The following is a 21,197-nucleotide window of genomic DNA, read 5'->3' as shown; positions in this document are numbered from 1 at the left end:
CCCCCGTCCGCCGCTAAGTTGTTTTGGAAGCAAGCTTCCAAAACAACTCCGCTCGACTTGCATGTATTAGGCATGCCGCCAGCGTTCGTCCTGAGCCAGGATCAAACTCTCCAAATTGGTATTTAGAAAGAGCGAAATGCTCATTTTGAAACAAACTGGCGAGAATTTACATTCTCCATCAAATGATTTCTCATTTGTTTTGATTTCACTTTTGTGAAATCTACTCACTCGTTGTTCAGTTTTCAAAGACCAATTATTTCGTTTTGTCAGCACCCCATGTTCTCGGCGACAACTTCTATATCATATCATGTTGACCGTCATTTCGTCAAGAAGTTTTTTTCAACTTCTTTTTCCGTGATGATAACTGACTTATCAATTACCGATTCACGTTTAATGGGGCGAGATATAATTTATCACAGAAACTATTGCTGAGTCAACTTTATTTTAAGATATTTTTTTGAATAGACACCCTTCAAATCTCGATTCCATTAATGACTTCTGCTAATAACATATTGAAGAACTTCTCATCATAAACACAAAACGTTTTATGTAGATAGCTATCAGTACTCTTCCTAGTATCATGACATAAGTCACGAATTATTCAAGTCACCATTTCACTTTACCACAACATAAAAAAGAAAAGGAAAGTCATTAGACTCTCCTCCACTCTTTCTATCCGCCTCATATCGTACTATAGAAAATATTACGTTGAGCATGTAAACTCTTATCCTCATTCTCAATCTTCACTTCTTTAATAATTGAACGATATACTAACTTACGAAGTACCAGTGGTAGTTCTGCACTGACTATTTTCAATTCCGGATGTTGAATTAATTCTCTAATGCTCCACGGCTTTTCACGACTATCCATCACACTTATGAGGAGAACTGAACATTCAGCCATCTTGGACAACACTGAAAACTCACATCCCAATAGAACTAATTCGACCCGTTGCTTCAATGTTTCCTTACTTACCGTTAATTCTTCATATAGTTTATGAACAGCTGTACTCAAACCTCGCACCTGTTCCCATACTTTATCTTGTGGACGTATTCCACGCTCGATCAGTTCAATCCTTGCCCAGTGATGAAGCGATTGTATGACACTATGATAAGCATCCATAATATAGCCTTCGCTCATATAACGTTTACTTTCTAGATACAACCAGAGAAAACGTGAGAATTCCAAGAACATGACTTGATCCCGAAGTGGTTGCTTAAATTCTTCAAATTCCAATGAAAGATTTGCAAGACGACTATCCGTATCAAAAATAATATCACCCTCTAACAAACATTTCACTAAATTGCACTTCTCCCCGGATATGAGCCAACGCCTAAATAATCCAAGACTTACATGTATCACCTGGCAAACCTTTCCACCAATGATAACGTGGTCAACCCTACTCTGTTCGGATACTTGTACCACTAATATAAGAATATCGTAATCATGAAAAAGAGACCCCTGTTTGTTCTGATCATGTTGCTGGCATACAATAGCTCCTAGGGTATCTTCATCTAACACTTCTTTATATTGTATATATAGGTTTGATGATTTCACAATTTGCCTCCATACATTTCTTGGCGTAAATACGCCATTTCAGTTATACTATATTTCAACATGTTTATACGAGTTCCTTCTTAGAAAATGAATTATAATTATTCTATATGATAGGGTGAACATACCATGATGTTTAAGTCTGCAAAAATCAATGCATTTCGTACATGGGGACTATTACTAACGATGATTGGCATGGGACTTATGGTGCTAGGAACAGCAGGTATCGTCTTCTGGGGACATTCCGGTAAAATCTTTGCTGCTATTGGTCTGGTCATCGGGCTTATTGCTATGGTTGGTAGCCTTGGTATTTACTTCTGGGCAGGTATGCTATCTACCAGTGCAATCCAAATCCAATGTCCTCAATGCGGTAAATTAACAAAAATGTTAGGTCGAACAGATCGCTGTATGTTCTGTAAGACGATACTAACGATGGACCCAGGAATAGCAAACACTACTGCTGAACAGTTGGAAGAAGAACTTAGCCATTCAACTCCTCAAGGATAGTTCGGAATTATATTTTTAATTACAGCAATAAAACCGGCATCCCTATCATAAGGATGCCGGTTTTATTAGCATATTATACATATATATGATTTCATTAAACTCACATTAAGTCAGTACTTTAAGGATGAATAGATTTGAGTACTTGCCACGCTTGTTCATTTGCTAAGCTTCGGGTCCAAGAAGCAATTCCCCCGAGTTGTAACGATTGCGCTAGCTCCACCCTTGATTTTAAAGATACCTCGTCTTCAATCCATATTTTCTTAAGTATAGAATCCTCTATATATTCAACGTAATTTTGTTTAGGAGCCTCTAAATAGGTTGGTTTTAGCTTTTTTGTACGAATAATGTCAGCAACAGAATCCATCCCCACAGCTTTAGAGCTAACCTTGGTTTCTCCCTCCTTAACCTCTTCACTCCATATCCTAGTGTACATAGGTATTCCCATAATAAGCTTCTCTGGCGGGACTTTATCTTCTAAAATAATTCGCTGTAATGCTGCTTCCACCCATGGCAACGAAGAAACAGAGCCTGCTTTCGGGCTTGATGCCCAATGTTCATCATAAGCCATGACAATAAGATAGTCGGCAGCCGCTCCAAGGGCTTGTCTATCTAGAAACAGTGACCACATCTCACTTTTCGATTTGGGAGTTACGTCCACCGATATAATAAGCCCTTTGGCTTCCGCAAGTGGCTTTAATTCCCGAACAAATTGCGTAATATTGCTACCGTCCTTCGTATATACATTCTCGAAATCCAGATTAATACCATCTAACTTATATAAATCTGCATACTGTAGCGTTTGATTGATAACGTTCATTCTACTAACAAAGCTACTCATTGCTTTAGAGGTAATGTCAGGTTCAAAACTGTTACTGAGTAAACCCCAGACCTCCATTTTCTTCTTATGTGCCCATTTTACATAATCTAAGTCTGCTTGGCTTCGTACATTCCCTTCACCATCTATGATACTGAACCAAGTCGGACTTACGACGTTTACACCTGGAAGTTCACCTATGTTAGCTAGATTAGGCTTCTTCTGATACACAGCTTCCCATACCAGATTAACAGGTTTCCCTTTCCAACTTCGCTCGGCACGTGTAATAACTTCCTGAGGCATCGCAACCGTTCTACTCTCCCCCATTACAACTGTATTCTTCTCCATATATCCTGTGTAGCCATTATCCAATTGCACATAGTACCAATCCTCTTCGGTGGTCCATACTCTTAACTGTGTACCCGTAGGTACATCAAATATAATAGGCGCATGTATGGTATGGTCTTTACGCATAGCTATTGTAGTATCTGACTTGTCCGCCTTCACTGTACCCATGGGAATAATTTCTCCAGCCTTCATAAGCTGAACTGCACCTGAATCGATATCTTGATGGACATCTAACCCGTACAGTTCCTTCAATACACGAATAGGCAAGTACATAATTCCTTCAGATTCTTCAGGCGCAAATCGGAGTTGCGTGATTTCATTATTAATTTCAGCCTTTTTCTCATTCGGAGTTAAATGCACCAACTTCTCAGAAGTTGTGAGTATAATAGACTTCGTCTCCGACTCATAACGAATATGTGGATCAATTACATCTTGTAATATAGGCAATGGAAGCTTTAAATCCTCACCGGTACCCAAAGCAGGATATTCAAGTAGTTCACCTCTCACAAAAATGGGACTACTCTTTCCTTTCCAATCGGGTTCGACGTGCTCTGAATTAGGAAGGGTCTGCGTATATAGATAATAGCCACCGATCAAAAATAAACAAATCATCAGAAGTGAAGTCAATCGCCTTTTTCTCGTCTTATTACGTCTTGGTTTGTTTCTTCTCAAAGTATAAACCTCCGTAAATCAATGAATGTGAAAATAGTGGAATAAAAATAAAACATGAAGAATCCTTCAAGGAATCCACATGTTTTATAACGCTGTGTATGAGCTTAATGTTTCTTACATGTGCTGCAAACTCCGTAAAGTTCCATCCTTAAGTCTTTCACTTGAAAGCCTGTTGCCTCTTCCGCTACACGCTCAACGTCAACTAAAGAAGGATACATGAAATCTTCAATCTTACCGCACTCTTCACAAATCACATGATAATGATCCGACACATTCGCATCAAATCGACTTGATGAATCGCCATATGTCAATTCATGAACCATCCCAGATTCCGTAAACATTTTTAAATTATTGTAGACTGTCGCTACACTCATACTGGGGAATCTAGGTTCTAAAGCACGATATATCTCATCTGCTGTTGGATGAGTCATGGATTCCAATAAGTAGTCTAAAATTGCATGACGTTGGGGTGTGATCCGGACACCGGTCGTTTTTAATTGTTCCAATGCATGTTGGACTCGTGTTCCCATCTATCCCGCCACCTTTTATAAAATTCTTCTAGATTAGTATCATTATTATTATATTACGGTTATTATCTGATAATTGTCAATGAGCTAGCCATCTCATGAAATTTAGTTATACACATATAAAAGGATCTATTTTAAAGTGAATTCACATTTAAATCGCTATTTCCTTCTATTCGGATTGAATAATCTCCCTCTCCAACTGTTCCTAAAATGGTCTTATTTACAATTGTGAAATCCGGTATAGAAGAATGAATATCACCAAAAGTAATCCTGCCATTCAACTTATAGTTTGCTTCCAATGGCAAGTACAAATTCATAATTCCCACTGCACTATAAATATCCCAGTTCCCACCGATTTGATATGCATACACGGTTATACCCCCGTTAAGAGATTCCGCTTTGAGACTCATTTGGGATTGGCTAACATAGATATCCCCATTCTTCGTTCTGATATCGACATCACTAAGTGCACGAATAACAGAGATATTTCCTACTTGAGTCAATAATTTAAGTGTGCCCGAGGTATCTGTAGCTTCCATATTCCCTTGGCTGGAACTAATATCAGCATCACCTTCAAGGTTAACGATTCTGACGACACCATTTAAAGTTTTACCTTTGACGTTGCCTAATACATTGTATAATTCCAGCATTCCATTAGCACTTTCCAATGAAATATTCTCAATGGCATTTATATTCTTAAGTTTGATATTCCCATTCATTGTTCGTACATCTAGATTAAAACGTCTATTCTCCGGAAGCGCGATGCTAAGATTCATCCGAGGCTGCCGTTTACCTGATTGTCCATATGCCTTAGATATCGTTGCGATGTTGATGGTTGTTCCTTCGCTAATCTCAAGTACTGACTGCTCAACGACTGCTTCTCTCTCAGGTCCGGTAATCTGATCCACCCATACTTCAGTTGAAACCTGTATGTTCTCAATAGGTTCTCGATGTAATACGATATCACCATTTATATTATTAATAACGATGTTCTCACTATCAAAGGCAACAGGGACATCTTGAACTTCTTTATTAAAACTTCCACCTTCTTGCTCGCTAAAATCTACGGCAGAAGCAGTCAGATTCAAGCTCACTTTATTCCAAAGATATAAATAGTGCTCTTGTTGCGTGATGATGAATACACTAGCGCATAGAATAATGGCCATTGAAAGACCTTTTATATCAAGATGCGGTCTAGACCCAGATCCCCTCTCATGCCGCCTAAACCAATAGATAAGAATGGATTCAAACCCCCACATGATCGCTAACATAGGCCACCATTTAAGCAACAGAAGCATATATTCACTTCCTTGCACTTCATCTATGATCAACAAAATTCCAGTTACCATGATCAAAAATGCTGCTGTATAACGCCCCACGCGAATTTTGTGTTTGCCATTCATTCTTACCCCTCCTCTTGTGTATTCGATCCTCGTTGTATTACCTTCTCTCGAATTAACAGTCCTAAACCTACAATTACCAATCCGACGGCAATCGTTAACTGTCCATGGAGTTCAATGAATTGCTCTAACCAAGCAGGTTTCTGATAGAACAGAATCAGTAATATTCCTCCGACCACAAGTAATATACCGAAAGAAATGCTCCCTTCACCCGCAAAAGGATTATGACGCTTTCGTATCTGATCATTGTTCACATCTAGATCCTTATCTCGGAGGGTGATTGTATAGTCTGCCGCTTGAAGTACGTCATATAAATTGTAGAAATAAGTAACTGGAATCATTAGACCAAGAAGAATTAATAGGGGCACATTAATATGCATTCCTTTAGATGAAAAATATAACATTGCTGAGACGTCTAGAATTAGAATAAATAGGAATGAGATACCCTTTTTGAATAAACCCAAATAAATATGTCCTAAACCAGGTAATAACGTTGCAAATAATCCCGCTATAAACTTACGTTTACGAGAAAAAAATCTTCGAGTTCGCTTATTGCTCCGTTGTACCTTTTCATTATTGGTAGATGATTGCTGTTGCAAGAGGCTCATCTCCTACCCCCTCCTTTACCTTACCTATCACTGAGCTTAAGATTATAAAGATAATACCCCATTACAGATGTTTAGTAACTGGTAAACAATTGGGTACTGTAATAATAGGTAAATAAAAAACGGGTAATTTCCTCTCGGAAAGTACCCGTTATCGTAAAAAAAATTGCTTCATTCCAAAGATATCATAGTTACGCCTTCTAAGCCTCGAACTTTCGATGATACATAAATCGGATCAAACGTTCGTTTGATTAATACATGCATCGTGAGTTCAATTGTCGTCTGTGGAGGCTGAAGTTCTCCATACGGATTAACATTACGTTCGTTCACGATACATTTCTTAATGGTGAAGCCCTCTTCTTTAAATAAAAGAGAAACATCATCAAGAAATCCAGGAGCATTCGTTGCGTGGATCGTGACTAAATGTAATTTATTGCCTTTAATGTATCGCTGTTCAAGCTTATTAAACAAGACCAAGGTCAGCAGAATTAACACGGTTGTCGTAATAGCAGCAAAATTGAAGCCTGCCCCTACCGAAAGTCCCAATGCAGCTACAACCCACAGTGATGCAGCTGTCGTTAGCCCTGTAATCGATTTCCCTGTAAATAGAATCGTACCTGCCCCTAGAAATCCAATACCTGTAATCACTGCTGATGCAAGACGCGCTGGATCCATTCGAATGTTCATTTCATTCGCAAAGTCTGCGAATCCATATATGGAGAGCATCATAATTAGAGACGAACCCAAGCACACCAGAATATGTGTACGAAGTCCTGCCGCACGATTTGAACTTTCCCTCTCCAATCCGATGAGTCCACCTAACAACATGGACAGTAATAAACGAAGTAAAATATGAAGATCATCGATCAGCCATGGATTATGCAACATGTAACATGCACCCTCCTTAAATAATAAAAAATGTTAATTAGTCAATATCTTACTTATTATGTTGCTGTCTATGAAACGTGGTCAATTCAATCTCTGGCGCTACTTCATAGGTATCAAAAGGAATAAAGCCATATTTCAGATACAGCGCAAACGCAGGATCATTACGTGTGCCTGTTGATACAATAAATAAAGGGGTATCTACATGAAGATCTAACACGTACTGAATTAATTCCCCAGCAATCCCTTTGCGAAAATAAGCTGGCTGAACCATCATCCGGGTAATCGTCATGGTTCCAGCAGCCTCGCTAATGATAGCTATTGCTCCCAATAGTTCACCATCTTCATCCATTACACCAAAGAACGTCTCTCCGCACTGGCTAAGCGATTCATAGGTATCCAACAGCGGTGGAATTTCGTTGAATCCAATCCTCTGAGCTTCAAGTCGATAAGCAACTTGTTGCAGACGCCATATTTGATGCACCGTATCTTCATGATCTAATAAAAGATCTATGATCATTTATCATTCTCCATTCCAATGAGCTGATACCTACCTGACCTTTTATACAATAAGAAACGATTATACCTCCCATATGGGGGGGATATCCGTCTCTGAGGCAATATAAGAATTAGCGTATCAAATTTCTTATATTTAACAAAAGGGCTTGTCAACATCGACAAGCCCCTTAGCCTTAACGGCTTAAAACTTCAACAATTAATTTATTTGCGAGCGCAGGATTAGCTTTCCCCTTGCTCTCTTTCATAACTTGACCAACTAGGAATCCAATCGCCTTCTGCTTACCGGCGTTATAATCTTCTACTGATTGTGGGTTAGCCAATACTACCTGCTCCACAATGCTAAGGATCGCTCCTTCGTCACTGATCTGCACTAGACCTTGTTCTTCCACGATCTGCGATGGTAGTTTCCCACTCTCAAGCATCTCTTTAAATACGGTTTTGGCAATTTTATTACTGATCGTCCCCTTCTCAATGAGACCGATCATCTCACCAAGCCCTTGACCAGTAACCTTCACACCAGATAGTTCTAAGTTACTGCTGTTTAGATATCCGAGCAGGTCACCCATAATCCAGTTCGATACCGCCTTGGCATCACTTGTATATTTCAAGCTCTCCTCGAAGAAGTCTGCAAGTGGTTTGGATGCGGTAATGACTGATGCGTCATAACTCGGAAGACCATATTCAGTGGCATAACGTTCTTTGCGTGCGTCAGGTAATTCAGGAATAGATGCACGTATCCGCTGCTTCCAAGCATCATCAATATGTAACGTCACAAGATCTGGATCTGGGAAATATCGATAATCATGGGCTTGTTCTTTCCCGCGCATACTGATGGTTTTCCCTTGTCCTTCATCCCAACGTCTTGTTTCCTGGACTACGACTCCACCATCATCCAAAATTTCAGCTTGGCGGAATTCTTCATATTCCATACCCTTCTGTACACCACGGAAAGAGTTCATATTCTTCAACTCTGCTCTTATTCCGAATTCTTCCTGTCCATATGGACGAAGACTAATATTAGCATCGCAACGAAGCGAACCCTCTTCCATCTTCACATCAGAAACCTCGCAATATTGCATAATTGCTCTGATCTTCTCAAGGTATGCACGAGCTTCTTCAGGTGAAGAAAGCTCTGGTTCAGATACAATTTCAACAAGAGGAGTACCTACGCGGTTAAAGTCCACCAACGAAGCATATCCACCATCGACATGCGTCAGTTTACCCGCATCTTCTTCTAAGTGAAGACGAGTAATCCCAATTCTCTTCGTCTCACCGTTCACTTCTATATCAATCCAACCATGCTCACCAATCGGTTGGTCAAACTGAGATATTTGATAAGCTTTAGGTGAATCTGGGTAGAAATAATTCTTCCGATCAAATTTACTTCTATCTCCAATGGTACAGTTAAGCGCCATTGCTGCTTTCATAGCATAATCCACCGCTTGGCGATTCAGAACTGGTAATACGCCGGGATGCCCAAGACAAATAGGACAAGTATGGGTGTTGGGTGGTGCTCCGAATTCAGTCGAGCATCCACAGAAAATTTTGGAATTCGTATGGAGCTCGACATGGACTTCCAGTCCGATGACTGTTTCATATTTGGATGTAGACACGCCTTATTCCCTCCTTTTCTGGATAGAATGAACTAAAGAAGAATTCTCATAATCATGATATATATTTGTATCCATAGAATATGAGAAGCGTAAACCTTTAGTTCAATCTACATAGACCGTTACATGTTAGGTCGTTTTGTATGATGATCCGTATGCTGTTCGAAAGCATGTGCTACACGCAACACCGTAGATTCATCGAATGATTTACCGATAATTTGCATCCCTACTGGGAGACCGTCTACGAAACCACACGGAATACTTACTGCAGGCACGCCTGCAAGACTTACCGGAATGGTTAGAATGTCATTCAGATACATCGTAAGTGGATTATCTACCTGAGACCCTAGTTTAAAAGCTGTAGTAGGTGCAGTTGGTCCGATGATAATATCATATTTCTCAAATACCTGATCGAAGTCACGTTTGATCAACGTACGAACTTTCTGTGCTTTTAAATAGTAGGCGTCATAATACCCAGAACTTAACGCATAGGTTCCAAGCATGATACGACGTTTAACTTCCGGGCCGAACCCTTGACTACGAGATTCGTGATAAAGATCAAGGAGGTTGCTTGGGTTGTTCGCACGAACACCATATCGTACACCATCAAATCGTGCCAAGTTAGAAGAAGCTTCCGATGATGCAAGTAAATAGTAGGTCGCAACAGCGTACTCAGTATGTGGCAGAGAAACCTCTTCCCATACGGCACCTAGTCCCTCAAGCACTTTCAATGCATCCATAATCTTCTCTTTAACGCTTGCGTCTACGCCTTCGCCAATATACTCCTTCGGAACAGCAATCCGAAGTCCTTTAACGTCACCAGTCAAAGCACTTAGATAATCAGGAATATCTACATTAGCTGATGTTGAATCCATAGAATCATAACCCGCAATAGCTTGCAATACGTAAGCCGAATCTTCTACATTTTTCGTTACAGGTCCGATCTGATCTAGAGAGGAAGCAAAAGCTACCAAACCAAAACGAGACACTAAACCATAGGTTGGCTTTAAACCGACAACGCCACAGTAAGATGCAGGCTGACGAATAGAACCCCCCGTATCAGAACCGAGCGTGAAATAAGCTTCTCCAGCTGCCACAGAAGCAGCGGAACCTCCACTAGACCCACCTGGTACATATTCCAAATTCCACGGATTACGAACAGGATGGAAACTTGAATTCTCATTAGATCCGCCCATCGCGAACTCATCCATGTTCAATTTACCCAGGATGACTGAATCTGCATGACGCAGTTTCTTCGTTACGGTAGCATCATATACAGGGTTGAAATTGCTAAGGAACTGACTTGCACAAGTCGTACGAAGACCGTCTGTCACAATGTTGTCCTTAATTCCCACAGGCAATCCGAACAACAATCCCCGATCCCCACCTGCAATCAGTTGGTCATCAAGTCTACGTGCTGTGGCTCTTGCCTTCTCTTCATCAAGTGTAAGATAGGCCCCCACGCGATCATCACGTTCTTGGATCGTCTTGAATGCCTGATCTACCAAATCGGTAGGAGACAATTCCCCGTCATTCATCTTGTTATGTATTTCAGATAATTTATAATCAAACAGGCTCAAACGGTATTCCTCCCTTCAATAATAAGACACTATTCCAACACTGCTGGAACTTTAAATTGTCCATCTTCATGCTCTGGTGCATTTGCAAATACTTTCTCAATTGGAAGACTCTCACGTTGTTCATCCTCACGCATCACATTGCTAAGATGAAGAACATGTGTTGTTGGCTCAATGCCTTCTGTATCTAAGCCATCCAGTTTCTCTGCATATTGCAAAATCGCATTCAACTGTTCGGTAAATACTAATTCTTCCTCTGAGCTCAAGTTAAGTCTCGCAAGCTTGGCTACATGTTGAACATCTTGGGTCGATATATTCATGTAATTTCTATTCCTCCCTATTCTTTCTCAATTAGTACAGGATTAAAGCCTCAACCCTCAGGATAATGTTTATAATTATAGGATAGAACCATTCACAATTCAATCACAAGGAATCAAGATCCTTATTCTTCTCATTTTTTACGCAAAAAGAGTCGGCATAAGCCGACTCTTTTATATCCATGCCCGAAGATTTACTTGTTTAATAAATTCTGCTTGGGACAAAGCCTCTGTTGAGATCATCTCGCCTTCCTCAACAGGTTCTGGCTCGCCATTCATCACGTGATGAAATAGCTCCTCATTATATGTCGCCAATGCATAATCGATTAGCGCTTCTTGTGTTGTACGCTCTACTTCCTCTTGCAAGAGCCGCTCTTCCAGCTCAACATCATCATTAGGCACGAAAAAATTACGATTCACTTTCGGTACACGAATGACATAGTCAAATGCGTTGTCGGGATTACGATCATAAGCAATTATATAACCATATTCACCGATCGGAAGATTCTGCTCAAAGGCGTCATCGACGATTACAATTTTTTCCCCAATAAGTAGCATCGTCTACCTCCTAGATGTCAATAAGATACTCAATAGTCTACTAAAAAAAGATAGTGATGTCTACGGTAGCTATTAAGAAGAGCTCATTGCTAGTTCGGGAGCACTCGCTTTTGAAGAAGACGTGCTGCACTAAGAAGAGAAAAAACAATGATACCTACGGCAATCAAGCAACATATTACAACAGAAGATACGGAAAGTCCGTTCCCAACCAATACCTCCGATGAAAGAGATGTAAGACGAGCTGGACTCCAGTTAAACCAGGTAGGAAGAAGGCTACTTAAGAGTGAAAGTAGTACTAGAATAGCTAATGTGACAAAGGCCGCTCCCGCTCCTCGCAGAATTGTACTAAATAGAAGAGTAATTGTCATTGCTAATATGAGCCATAGACCGTACAGTCCAAACGATGCTAACCCACTTGTCCAAGATAAAGGTCCAATCATTTGATAGGTATAGTAGAACGAAGCTATGTATCCAAAACCAAAGGCAATAAGTAGCTGTGTACATTGAGCAAACCATTTAGCAATCATGATAGAAAAAACCGAAATAGGTCTTACCATAATTAGTTCCGCAGTTCCCCCGTAGCGTTCACCCGATACACTATTCATGCTTGCAAGTACAAGGATCAGAACACCCATCGTACTATATTGACTCAATACTTGAACCATAACCATTGCGGAAGATGGCGTCTCATATAATGAGAGCATCTCTGGTGGAACTCCTCCAGACATCTCCAATATTTCCGGCATAAACAGGCTGATGATTGGCTGCGTGATTCCCAATATCGCAAATACGATGGGAATCCATATAAGCTTGAAACTTCGAGACATGTCTAGCATCTCTTTCTGATAAAATATCCAAGTAGATCTCATTGCTCACTCACCACTTTCACGAACATATCTTCTAAGGAAGAGCTTCCGGCTTCGAATCTCACTAGAGGGATCCGTTTCTCAGTAGCTTCTCTCATGAGATCATCTCTTGCTGATCCCAGATCATGGACCGTTAATTCTGCAATATCTGCTTTAATATCTGCTAGTATCACATAAGGTTTACTCTTCAAAGAGTCAAGCCATGTCAGTGCATCACGTTCCCTCTCCACTTGTACAATCACAAGCGGCTGGCGATGCTTCTCTCTCAAAGAGCTAAGTGATCCTTGCTCAGCTAAGCGTCCCTTCGCCATCACGAGGATATCATCACAAATCTCCTCTGCATCATGTAGGACATGTGTAGAGAACAAGACGGTTGTCTCTTGTCTTATTTCACGAAGAAGATTAATCACTTCTCTACGTCCAATGGGATCGAGAGCAGAGACAGGTTCATCGAGGATTAACAGCTTCGGTTCATGAACAAGAGCCTGTGCAAATCCTAGACGCTGCTTCATCCCTCCAGAATAGCCAGATATCCGACGTTTCGCTGCATCTTGCAAGCCAACCTTCTCAAGTACGGCTTCAGTTCGTCTGCCAATTTCTTTCTGTTCCATTCCACTAAGTCCCGCCACAAACCGGATATATTCTTGTCCAGACATCCATCCATAAAATGTAGGATTCTGAGGTAAATAACCAAGCCACTTCCGATAATCTGTAACCCCTTGCTGTTCATTAAAGATAATTCCACCTGAAGAAGGCTCTAGAAGTCCTGCAAGCATCCGTAATGTTGTTGTTTTGCCGGCACCATTGGGACCTAATAAAGCAACACATTTCCCTTGCTCCAATTGAAATGTCAATCCTCTAACAGCATTTTCTTTACCGAAATTCTTCTTCAAATCAGTCACTTGTAGTAGAGACATTATGCATCTTTCCTTCCAATAACGAAGTAGAGGATGCTTCCTAGCATATTTCCAAATACAATGATCAAAACCCACATCCACTTGGGTCCTCGTACTTCCTGCGCTTTATATAGAGATATCAAACCAATTACGGCAAGAACAAGTTGCAGAATCAAGATGGGTAAAATTAAAGGCCAGTTTAATGACGAATCCATTTTAATTATCCTTTCTATCTTGGGATTTCTTACGACGCTTATTCGGTATCCTAACGAAAAAGAGATAAATCAGTAGGGGTGTTGGTGCGCTTGTCAATCCCCATAACCCCCAGAACCAGCGCCACTTCCCCCGTTTGCCTGCATCTATAAATAACCACGTTCCTTGGAGCAAAAGGAGCAGTACAATCGTTACAATGATCCATATGGGGATTTCTTTAAGTTCTAGTTCATTCATCTTAAACCCTCTTTTCTTCCATCAATGTTAAAGTGTACCACTATGACGAAAGCCGTAACAAAACTTATTCCCTGAATTAACCAAACAATCCAAGAAGCCGAATAAACTAATAATACTCCTCCGCCTATTACGAATAATGAGACTAACCAGAACAACAGCAGTTCCATTATCATAGACTTCCGTCGCCTTTGTATGCGTTCATGAATGTGACCTTTCAATTGTTCTTTGGATGGTGTCGAAGGATGATCCAGTACATGATCCATTCTGTCTATACTTTGGCGTAATCCTCTAAGAAATATCTCTTCCTCTGTTTCAAACTCATCTCTTCTATCCATGGTTATCTCATCTCCTCTCTTAATTGACGAACGCCTGTGGCTACTCTTGATTTAACGGTTCCAGAGGGAATAGAGAGCATCTCTCCAATCTCCTCGTAGGTATAGCCATAGTAGTGTTTAAGTAGCACAGTTATCCGATGTTCTGAAGACAAATTTGCTAACGATTCAAGTACGCCGTCCCATTCCTCGTTCCTGCTCTCAAACTGCCACCGAATTCGGCGAATCCCTCGCTCTTTAAATAGCCAATTCTTCTCTCTCTTCTTACGTCGCATCTGATCTATATATATACGAGTACCCATCGTCATCAGCCAAGAAGAGAAGGAGGAGGAACCATCATAAAGGTGTATCTTCTCGATACATCGGAGTATAGTGTCTTGAGCGACATCCTCTGCCAAAGCAGGATCCATCGTGACCTTCACTAAGTATTTATATAGAAAAGAGTAATGTTCATGTATTAGCTCTGCAAGAACATCAGCATCCCCTTGCTGCGCAAGTTTAACTTTATTGCATTCCTCTGTCTTCATCTTCAATCCTCACTTCCATCAGCGACATAGATAATACGAATAGGTTGGCCGTTTCGTTCATTTGTCTTTCATAAAATACAAAAAAAAGCTCAAGACTAAAACGCTGATTATAAAGTAATGATTGATATAGGTCGTAGCGAAGGGGGCGAATTGTACTGTAGAAGCGTCAGCCGTCGTAAGAACAATACGTCACCGTAGCGGTCATCCTACTCAACATTCTTAAGTATTAGTTTTAGTATTGAACAAAAAAAACACAACAAAATAAAACACGCAAACCGGGATCAATTCCGCAGCTTGCGTGCTTTTTCATTGTGAATCAAATAACTAACCCGATTGTAACCATTTTGTCATCAATTGTACAGGTAAATATTTCCGTTAATATTCGCCTTATTTGTATCCGACTAAGAAGTTATACATACGGGTTATTTGAACGTTCATACCCTATCGTTGTACGAGGGCCATGGCCCGGATATACTTTCACTTCATCCTTAAATGTAAACAATGTATTGTGTATTGAATCCAAAAGATCTCGCTCTCTACCACCCTGAAGATCCGTCCGTCCTACCCCAAGCTTAAATAATACATCACCTGAGAAAAGGTGGTCTCCACAAAGGAAGCTAACACTTCCTGGAGAATGTCCTGGTGTATGGTACACAGCGAATTGATGTCCAATAAGCTCCAATTGCTGCCCTCCTGCCAAATCATACTCCGCTGGATTCGTTGACAGTGGTGGTGATACTTGTGACCACATCAATGAGCCATTCAATTTAGGCGATATCAGCCATTCACTTTCTAGATCATGCAGATAGACAGGGCATCCTTTAAGTTTACGAATTTCGTCAACACCACCCATATGATCAAAATGAGCATGCGTTAACAGAATGGCTTCGATCTCTAAGTTCTCTATCTTTCTGATAAGAGCACCAGGGTTCATACCTGGGTCAATAATAATGGCTTTGCCTGTTTCTTCATTCGTTAATAAATAGGCATTCGTCTGTAAGGGACCTAAGGAGTAGCTATCAATTTTCAACATAACTAATTATATACCCGATATCAATTCGCGCAGTTCTTTAAGAATAGCTGCACGGACATCGACTCCTTCTCCATAAGCTTCGATCATTTGTGACCGCACAATAGCCATATTCTCGGCATAGTCCGATGCTTCACGATCTGGGTTCTCCTGTTTGAACGAAATCATATATTGTTGAACATGTTTCGGACGAGGTCCCCAAGATCCCAGAACATGTCCTCCTGTATCTACGAAGATAACTACAGGAACTGATCTTCCGCCGAGCGTAAGGAATTCGTCCATAACATCAAAGTTCTCTTCAAGAATTAACACTTCCGTAGGAATGCCAGCAGTCTCTAACGCATGGAAGACTACAGGTATATTCCGTACTACGTCTCCACACCAATCTGCAGCGAGAATAAGAACACGAATATCATCACGATGATTCAAACTTCCGAAAAATTCGCGTTCTGAAGCAACATCCCATACGAATTCATCATAGTTGGATTGAAACTTCTCTTTATTCTTTTCCATGCCATCCATAAACTGTTGAGGCGAAATACCTGTTCTTATTTTGTCTGCTAAATTTGTTCTCATGAATTGATTCCTCTTTTCTTGGATTTAACCCATTTCATTAAGAAATAAATAATTAATAATGCAAGAGCAATTAAGAGAATTGGCGTAACATAAGGACCTGCTACTTCATCAATTGTCTCCCATTTCGCACCTAAATAATGTCCCAGATATACAAATAAGATTGTCCATGGAATAACGGCGAGTGTCGTTAACAACGTAAATTTACCTAGATGCATGCGGGACATTCCTGCTGGAATCGAAATAGCATGTCGAACGATCGGAATAAACCGAGCTGTAAAAATCACGCCTGTACCGTATTTATTAAACCACGCTTCTGAAGCGTCAATCTGTTTCTTATGAATAAAGATATATTTACCATATCTCTCAAGTACAGGTCGACCACCATAACGACCAATCCAGTACACGAATATTTGGGCTATCACTCCGCCGATGGTTCCGAATAAGACTGCTCCAAAAAAATTAATATGTCCTGTATAGACCAAATAACCACCATAGGCAAGTACAATTTCACTAGGGATAACTTCTACCATCAAGCCAATCATAATTCCGAAATAACCTAAACTTTGAATCCAATGAAATAGCTGATTAACAACTTCCGAAATGAACTCCACTCCGTCCCCTCTTTCATTATGTATTCGGTATTTAATAATTAGAAACTCCTATTCTTAATTTCTATTCTAACATAGGAAAGGACATACCTTCTACTTGAGCCCAATTAACGATTCTATGGTGTCTTCCGTCTATCTTTATGCATACGTTGTGGATGAAAGGAGTGAGGATTTATGCCCCCTAATCACACAGCGAAGAATACTAGACCCCTTCCTACTCCGCGTGGTATACGTAGAGCCTGTAGCAAAGAGCTTTACCGTACCCTCAAACGGATGAAGACACATATTCCAGCCCCCTTATTGAAACAAGGTGAAGAATTATACTACCGGAAAGTAATCGGCAAGCTGATCTGGATTCACGAAAACAGTAGCAATCGTAAGTTACTATACCAGTGGTGGGAAAGTGACGTCAGTGAAGAACTTGCTGCACTATGGCAAGTTGATCAGGGGAAGCTGTGTCTTGCATTTCGTGATGCTTTTGGAGGCTAATCGTGCGTGATCAAAAGGTGACTTTTTGAACAACCTCTAATCGTTAGATCTTCATGAATCGGGCAGCGATTGTGCCAACCTTTCCAGTTGACTGCCCCATTCTTCAGCCTCCCTCGTTAATATGAATTTCCTATCATTATGTAGTTGAGCCTGTTGTCCCGATAACTGTTCCACCATATGCTTATATTTGTTGTAGTGACTAACCCCTATACGAATCAGACGATAGGATTCATCTGTATTTCCTAAAGCCATTTGCTCTCGGGAAAGTGTGAGTAATTGTTCCAGACTATCACTTTGTTTCTCTGTGTTAAAAGGATCTAATACATTGCTCAAGGATAACCATTGGGTGTAAGGCTCACTTCCTCCCAGTTCCCCATATGTGTATGCTAACTTCCATACAAGCCCGGGGTGCTGGGGGGAATAGGACAAGCTCTGTGTTAGCACTCGTATCCCTTCCTCCAGTGACGAAATTCGACCCAATTGAATTGCTGCATCTGTGTTCATTGGATTCCAAAGTAAGGATGAGCGAAGCAGCTTTCGGGAAATATCTGAATCTTTAGATTGTAAAGCTAGTCTTTGTAGCGAACTACTTATTTCTGAGCGTAGAGCTACAAGCGTTAAACATATGATTGTACATAACCATAGAACACAAAACACCTTATGCATGATCCTTTTTGAATGGTGTTGCGTAGCACTAGATTCTACATTAGTTACTGTAGTCTCTTCTAAGCGATCATGATAAGAGAACCCCCATGCTGCTAGCCAAAATATAAGAATCCATACAAGACCAAAACTCCAATCAAAATCTACCGCTGCATGTAGGACCAACACCAAATATGCGGGTACTAGCACACGATATTGCTTATACAATATCCATCCGATGCCAATCAACATGAACACCACGGTCAAAAAACCAACAATTCCGGTATTCAACAGCACATCGAGATATCCACTATGAACTTCACTTCCTACATAAGGCTGCGATTGTATCTTAGGATATGACATTCGCCATGTATACCCACCTTGTCCCAACCATGGTGCTTGTTGTATTAGCCTCCACGCATCTTGATAAATAATCCAACGAGCGGATACCGTGCCATAATTGGCAGTGATCCGATCTACCACTGTGAACCAGACCGTGATACAACTTCCAGTCCATAAGCTCGCCGCAAACAACATTGTTGTAATGCTACGAGGATGGCGGCTTTGGCACAGCCGCCACAGCCCTAGGCCGGCTAGCATGCTGCCGGCCCACAGCCCGCCCAGCCATAGCAGGCTGGGCCAAGGAACTGGAGCCAGCTGCACCTCTGCCAGCTGGCGGTACAGCAATGCCGCGCCAAAGCATGGCGCGGCGGCAAGCACGAGCGGCGGCATAAGCCTCTGCCGCTCAATCACTAGGCCGGCAGCCAATGCCACGCCGGCCGCAAGCCAAGCGCCGCGCGACTCGCTGAGGAGCAGCGCGGCGGTATAGGGTGCTAATGGCAGAATGCCAACTAGCACCCGCCATCTAGATGGCCGCTGCTTCGCAAGCGGCGCTAGCGCAAATAGCCGCTCCATTAGGAAAGCGGCCATGATCGCGCCGAATGTGTTGGGATACTGTATCATCCCTGCTAGTCTTGCACCCGTGGCACTTATGCCAGGGTTCAAAGTATACACTATATTGTGAGGAATATTTACAAGCCCATAGATATCAAAGATTGCACTTAATGCAAGGAATAGCCCCATGCCATGCCAGCCAGCCTTTAGAAGAGTTCTCCCCTCTTTCTTACTTCCCACATAATAAGCCATAACAGCAACTGTCCCATACCAGCCCCATTTCAAGAGCTCAACGAAAGTTCCCTGAGCAGACAGCGGTTGAGAGAATCCATGTATCGCATATAGTATCATCATAAGAAAAGGACATGTAATTACGAGTATATCGGGGAATATAGTGACCTTCTCCCAAACCTTATAGCTCCGGAGCAGAACAGAGAATCCTAATATAAGAGAGACAACGCTCGCTCCAAGAACGATAGGATATAAATCTGATGCAAAAAAAACACCTGTCTGGAAACAGCAAATAGCACCCATTGTAAGCAATCCAATAGCAGATAGCTTCCACTCCCAATTCTTCATACGATATACCCGCCTTCATCATTTCCTTATATCTACAAAAAAAACCGCCCAGCGCGGGCGGCTACGTATCTATTATATGAAAATATTGTCATCGGTATACTTCATTCAAATCATTCGTAGAAGACGAGTATAGATTGAAATCATGTTCGCGCTCACAAGTTCAATCATTTCCAAAGAAAATCATGAACATAGGGGTTCGTCTTTATTTCAATCTATCTAGGTAGAAGATCTGCACAGACCTTCTCTAAATAAGGAGATATATGAAGGAAGTCACGGAAATCCGTGTATTCCTTCCATAACTGAGCACGATCTCCACTATCTCCTTTTACAGCACGAATGAGGATATTCTTCGGTGTATGCTCCATATCAATAAATTCTAAAAGTTGCGTACGATAACCCATCAGATCTAGCAACTTCGCTCGTACGCCATCTGTCGCTAATGCAGAGAATCGTTCTTTCAATATCCCATGTGATAGAAGTGGATCTAATAGTGGATTCTTCACTTGAGTGAACACTTCATGTTGGCAACACGGTACGGATAATATCACAGAGGCATCCCAACGAACAGCCTTCTCAAGCGCCGCATCTGTTGCAGTATCACAAGCATGAAGCGTGACGACCATATCAACTTTTTCCAGTTCATTATAGTCAGCAATGTCTCCTACAAGAAAATTCAGATTGTTATACGCAAGCTTACTAGCAAGCAGATTACAATGTTCTATCACATCCGCCTTCAGGTCAAGTCCAACCACATTCAATGTTCTTCGTTCCTGAATTGCTAAATAATGATACAGTGCAAATGTTAAATAGGATTTACCACAGCCGAAATCTACAATCGTTATTGGACGATCTTCTGGCAAGCTCGGAAGGACATCCTCTACCATTTCTAAAAAGCGATTTATTTGTTTGAACTTATCATATTTGCGGGCTAACACTTTGCCATCTTCGTTCATAATTCCTAGTTCAACTAGAAAAGGAATCGGTTGCCCCTCTTCAAGAACGTATTGCTTCTTACGATTATGAGACAAATCAACTTCACTCTTAGAAGGGGATTTGGTCAAGATCGATACTTTGAACTTCTTACTGATTAGTATTTGATAATCAGCTTCAGATGTACAGATAATTCCTTGACGAAAAGTCTGCTCAAAAAGCTCCTCAAGTAGCGTTATAGCTTCTTCTTCTGTAGCATTCTTGTGGACAACCTTGTTACTGTAGTAATAAGCAAATTGGTAATGAAGAACTTTTTTCAATTCTACCGGTTTAATCTGTACTTTGGTATATGAAATGCCTTCTTTCTTACGAAGTTGGCTTATCGTGGCCGTAATCATGGAAGAGTCGTTAATCACCTGTGAAATAAGTTTGCGTAAAGATTCCAAAAGAGTACATCTCGCTTTCTAAAAGTTGTCTTATCCGTT

General features: G+C 41.0%; 24 protein-coding genes and 1 rRNA gene. 2 read left to right on the top strand and 23 right to left on the bottom strand.

Translation table 11 applies throughout. The features are described from left to right. Positions 1-117, bottom strand: a 16S ribosomal RNA gene (locus PBAT_RS25770); the annotation flags it as partial. A gap of 564 nt (positions 118-681) precedes the next feature. Then, positions 682-1,557 carry a nucleotidyltransferase-like protein gene (locus tag PBAT_RS13265; protein ID WP_068650308.1) on the bottom strand — a complete coding sequence of 292 codons (876 nt, stop codon included), beginning with the start codon at positions 1,555-1,557 and terminating at the stop codon, positions 682-684. Between the two features lie 126 nt (positions 1,558-1,683). Between PBAT_RS13265 and PBAT_RS13260 the strand changes: the two genes are divergently transcribed. Further along, on the top strand, positions 1,684-2,061 hold the full coding sequence (locus tag PBAT_RS13260) for a YgzB family protein (protein ID WP_068650296.1): 378 nt from the start codon (positions 1,684-1,686) through the stop codon (positions 2,059-2,061). Between the two features lie 118 nt (positions 2,062-2,179). Here PBAT_RS13260 and PBAT_RS13255 read toward each other — a convergent pair whose 3' ends face one another. From PBAT_RS13255 to uptA, 19 genes are all read right to left on the bottom strand, one after another. After that, positions 2,180-3,895 carry a glycosyl hydrolase family 18 protein gene (locus tag PBAT_RS13255; protein ID WP_084403041.1) on the bottom strand — a complete coding sequence of 572 codons (1,716 nt, stop codon included), beginning with the start codon at positions 3,893-3,895 and terminating at the stop codon, positions 2,180-2,182. 104 nt (positions 3,896-3,999) lie between these two features. Continuing rightward, positions 4,000-4,425, bottom strand: coding sequence for a peroxide-responsive transcriptional repressor PerR (gene perR, locus PBAT_RS13250; RefSeq protein WP_068650294.1), 426 nt, complete (start codon positions 4,423-4,425; stop codon positions 4,000-4,002). A 131-nt stretch (positions 4,426-4,556) separates the two neighbouring features. Continuing rightward, positions 4,557-5,825, bottom strand: coding sequence for a DUF4097 family beta strand repeat-containing protein (locus PBAT_RS13245; RefSeq protein ID WP_068650292.1), 1,269 nt, complete (start codon positions 5,823-5,825; stop codon positions 4,557-4,559). Between the two features lie 2 nt (positions 5,826-5,827). Further along, positions 5,828-6,430: a hypothetical protein gene (locus PBAT_RS13240; protein WP_068650290.1), complete on the bottom strand. Its 603-nt coding sequence runs from the start codon at positions 6,428-6,430 to the stop codon at positions 5,828-5,830. 168 nt (positions 6,431-6,598) lie between these two features. After that, positions 6,599-7,312, bottom strand: coding sequence for an MgtC/SapB family protein (locus PBAT_RS13235; protein ID WP_068650354.1), 714 nt, complete (start codon positions 7,310-7,312; stop codon positions 6,599-6,601). A gap of 52 nt (positions 7,313-7,364) precedes the next feature. Further along, entirely contained in the window at positions 7,365-7,832 is a 468-nt protein-coding gene (locus PBAT_RS13230) for a GNAT family N-acetyltransferase (protein WP_068650289.1), read from the bottom strand. Between the two features lie 172 nt (positions 7,833-8,004). Continuing rightward, entirely contained in the window at positions 8,005-9,444 is a 1,440-nt protein-coding gene (gene gatB / locus PBAT_RS13225) for an Asp-tRNA(Asn)/Glu-tRNA(Gln) amidotransferase subunit GatB (RefSeq protein ID WP_068650288.1), read from the bottom strand. A gap of 119 nt (positions 9,445-9,563) precedes the next feature. Further along, on the bottom strand, positions 9,564-11,021 hold the full coding sequence (gene gatA, locus PBAT_RS13220) for an Asp-tRNA(Asn)/Glu-tRNA(Gln) amidotransferase subunit GatA (RefSeq protein ID WP_068650287.1): 1,458 nt from the start codon (positions 11,019-11,021) through the stop codon (positions 9,564-9,566). Positions 11,022-11,050: 29 nt separating this feature from the next. Then, entirely contained in the window at positions 11,051-11,338 is a 288-nt protein-coding gene (gatC, locus tag PBAT_RS13215; RefSeq protein WP_068650285.1) for an Asp-tRNA(Asn)/Glu-tRNA(Gln) amidotransferase subunit GatC, read from the bottom strand. Positions 11,339-11,509: 171 nt separating this feature from the next. Then, the gene (locus tag PBAT_RS13210; RefSeq protein ID WP_068650282.1) at positions 11,510-11,893 is read right to left on the bottom strand and encodes an ATPase; all 384 of its coding nucleotides are present in this window, start codon (positions 11,891-11,893) and stop codon (positions 11,510-11,512) included. Positions 11,894-11,982: 89 nt separating this feature from the next. Further along, positions 11,983-12,762: an ABC transporter permease gene (locus tag PBAT_RS13205; protein ID WP_068650280.1), complete on the bottom strand. Its 780-nt coding sequence runs from the start codon at positions 12,760-12,762 to the stop codon at positions 11,983-11,985. Continuing rightward, a complete protein-coding gene (locus tag PBAT_RS13200; protein WP_068650279.1) occupies positions 12,759-13,676 on the bottom strand; it encodes an ABC transporter ATP-binding protein in 918 nt (305 codons plus the stop codon). Before PBAT_RS13200 ends, PBAT_RS13205 begins: the two co-directional genes overlap by 4 nt. Beyond that, a complete protein-coding gene (locus PBAT_RS13195) occupies positions 13,676-13,870 on the bottom strand; it encodes a PLD nuclease N-terminal domain-containing protein (protein ID WP_068650277.1) in 195 nt (64 codons plus the stop codon). The genes PBAT_RS13200 and PBAT_RS13195 overlap by 1 nt, the downstream gene beginning before the upstream one ends. 1 nt (position 13,871) lies before the next feature. Continuing rightward, the gene (locus PBAT_RS13190; protein WP_068650275.1) at positions 13,872-14,105 is read right to left on the bottom strand and encodes a hypothetical protein; all 234 of its coding nucleotides are present in this window, start codon (positions 14,103-14,105) and stop codon (positions 13,872-13,874) included. Next, positions 14,102-14,440, bottom strand: coding sequence for a YxlC family protein (locus PBAT_RS13185; RefSeq protein ID WP_068650271.1), 339 nt, complete (start codon positions 14,438-14,440; stop codon positions 14,102-14,104). Before PBAT_RS13185 ends, PBAT_RS13190 begins: the two co-directional genes overlap by 4 nt. A gap of 2 nt (positions 14,441-14,442) precedes the next feature. Continuing rightward, a complete protein-coding gene (sigY, locus tag PBAT_RS13180; protein WP_068650266.1) occupies positions 14,443-14,964 on the bottom strand; it encodes an RNA polymerase sigma factor SigY in 522 nt (173 codons plus the stop codon). 409 nt (positions 14,965-15,373) lie between these two features. After that, entirely contained in the window at positions 15,374-15,997 is a 624-nt protein-coding gene (locus PBAT_RS13175) for an MBL fold metallo-hydrolase (RefSeq protein WP_068650264.1), read from the bottom strand. Between the two features lie 6 nt (positions 15,998-16,003). Further along, positions 16,004-16,570, bottom strand: a complete 567-nt coding sequence (locus PBAT_RS13170; protein ID WP_068650262.1) for a thioredoxin family protein — start codon at positions 16,568-16,570, stop codon at positions 16,004-16,006. Continuing rightward, positions 16,567-17,181, bottom strand: coding sequence for an undecaprenyl phosphate transporter UptA (uptA, locus tag PBAT_RS13165; protein ID WP_068650261.1), 615 nt, complete (start codon positions 17,179-17,181; stop codon positions 16,567-16,569). Before uptA ends, PBAT_RS13170 begins: the two co-directional genes overlap by 4 nt. Before the next feature lie 171 nt (positions 17,182-17,352). Here uptA and PBAT_RS13160 point away from each other — a divergent pair, with 171 nt between their 5' ends. After that, positions 17,353-17,667, top strand: coding sequence for a dehydrogenase (locus tag PBAT_RS13160; protein WP_068650259.1), 315 nt, complete (start codon positions 17,353-17,355; stop codon positions 17,665-17,667). Between the two features lie 51 nt (positions 17,668-17,718). Here PBAT_RS13160 and PBAT_RS13155 read toward each other — a convergent pair whose 3' ends face one another. After that, a complete protein-coding gene (locus tag PBAT_RS13155; RefSeq protein ID WP_068650257.1) occupies positions 17,719-19,782 on the bottom strand; it encodes an O-antigen ligase family protein in 2,064 nt (687 codons plus the stop codon). A gap of 212 nt (positions 19,783-19,994) precedes the next feature. Beyond that, positions 19,995-21,158, bottom strand: a complete 1,164-nt coding sequence (locus PBAT_RS13150) for a class I SAM-dependent methyltransferase (RefSeq protein ID WP_068650255.1) — start codon at positions 21,156-21,158, stop codon at positions 19,995-19,997. Positions 21,159-21,197: the final 39 nt, after the last annotated feature.

The organism is Paenibacillus antarcticus, assembly GCF_001637225.1.
In the GTDB taxonomy this organism is placed as follows: Bacteria; Bacillota; Bacilli; order Paenibacillales; family Paenibacillaceae; genus Paenibacillus_AQ; species Paenibacillus_AQ antarcticus.
The sequence above is the reverse complement of the archived record's forward strand: the minus strand, read 5'-3'. Positions and strand labels throughout refer to the sequence as shown.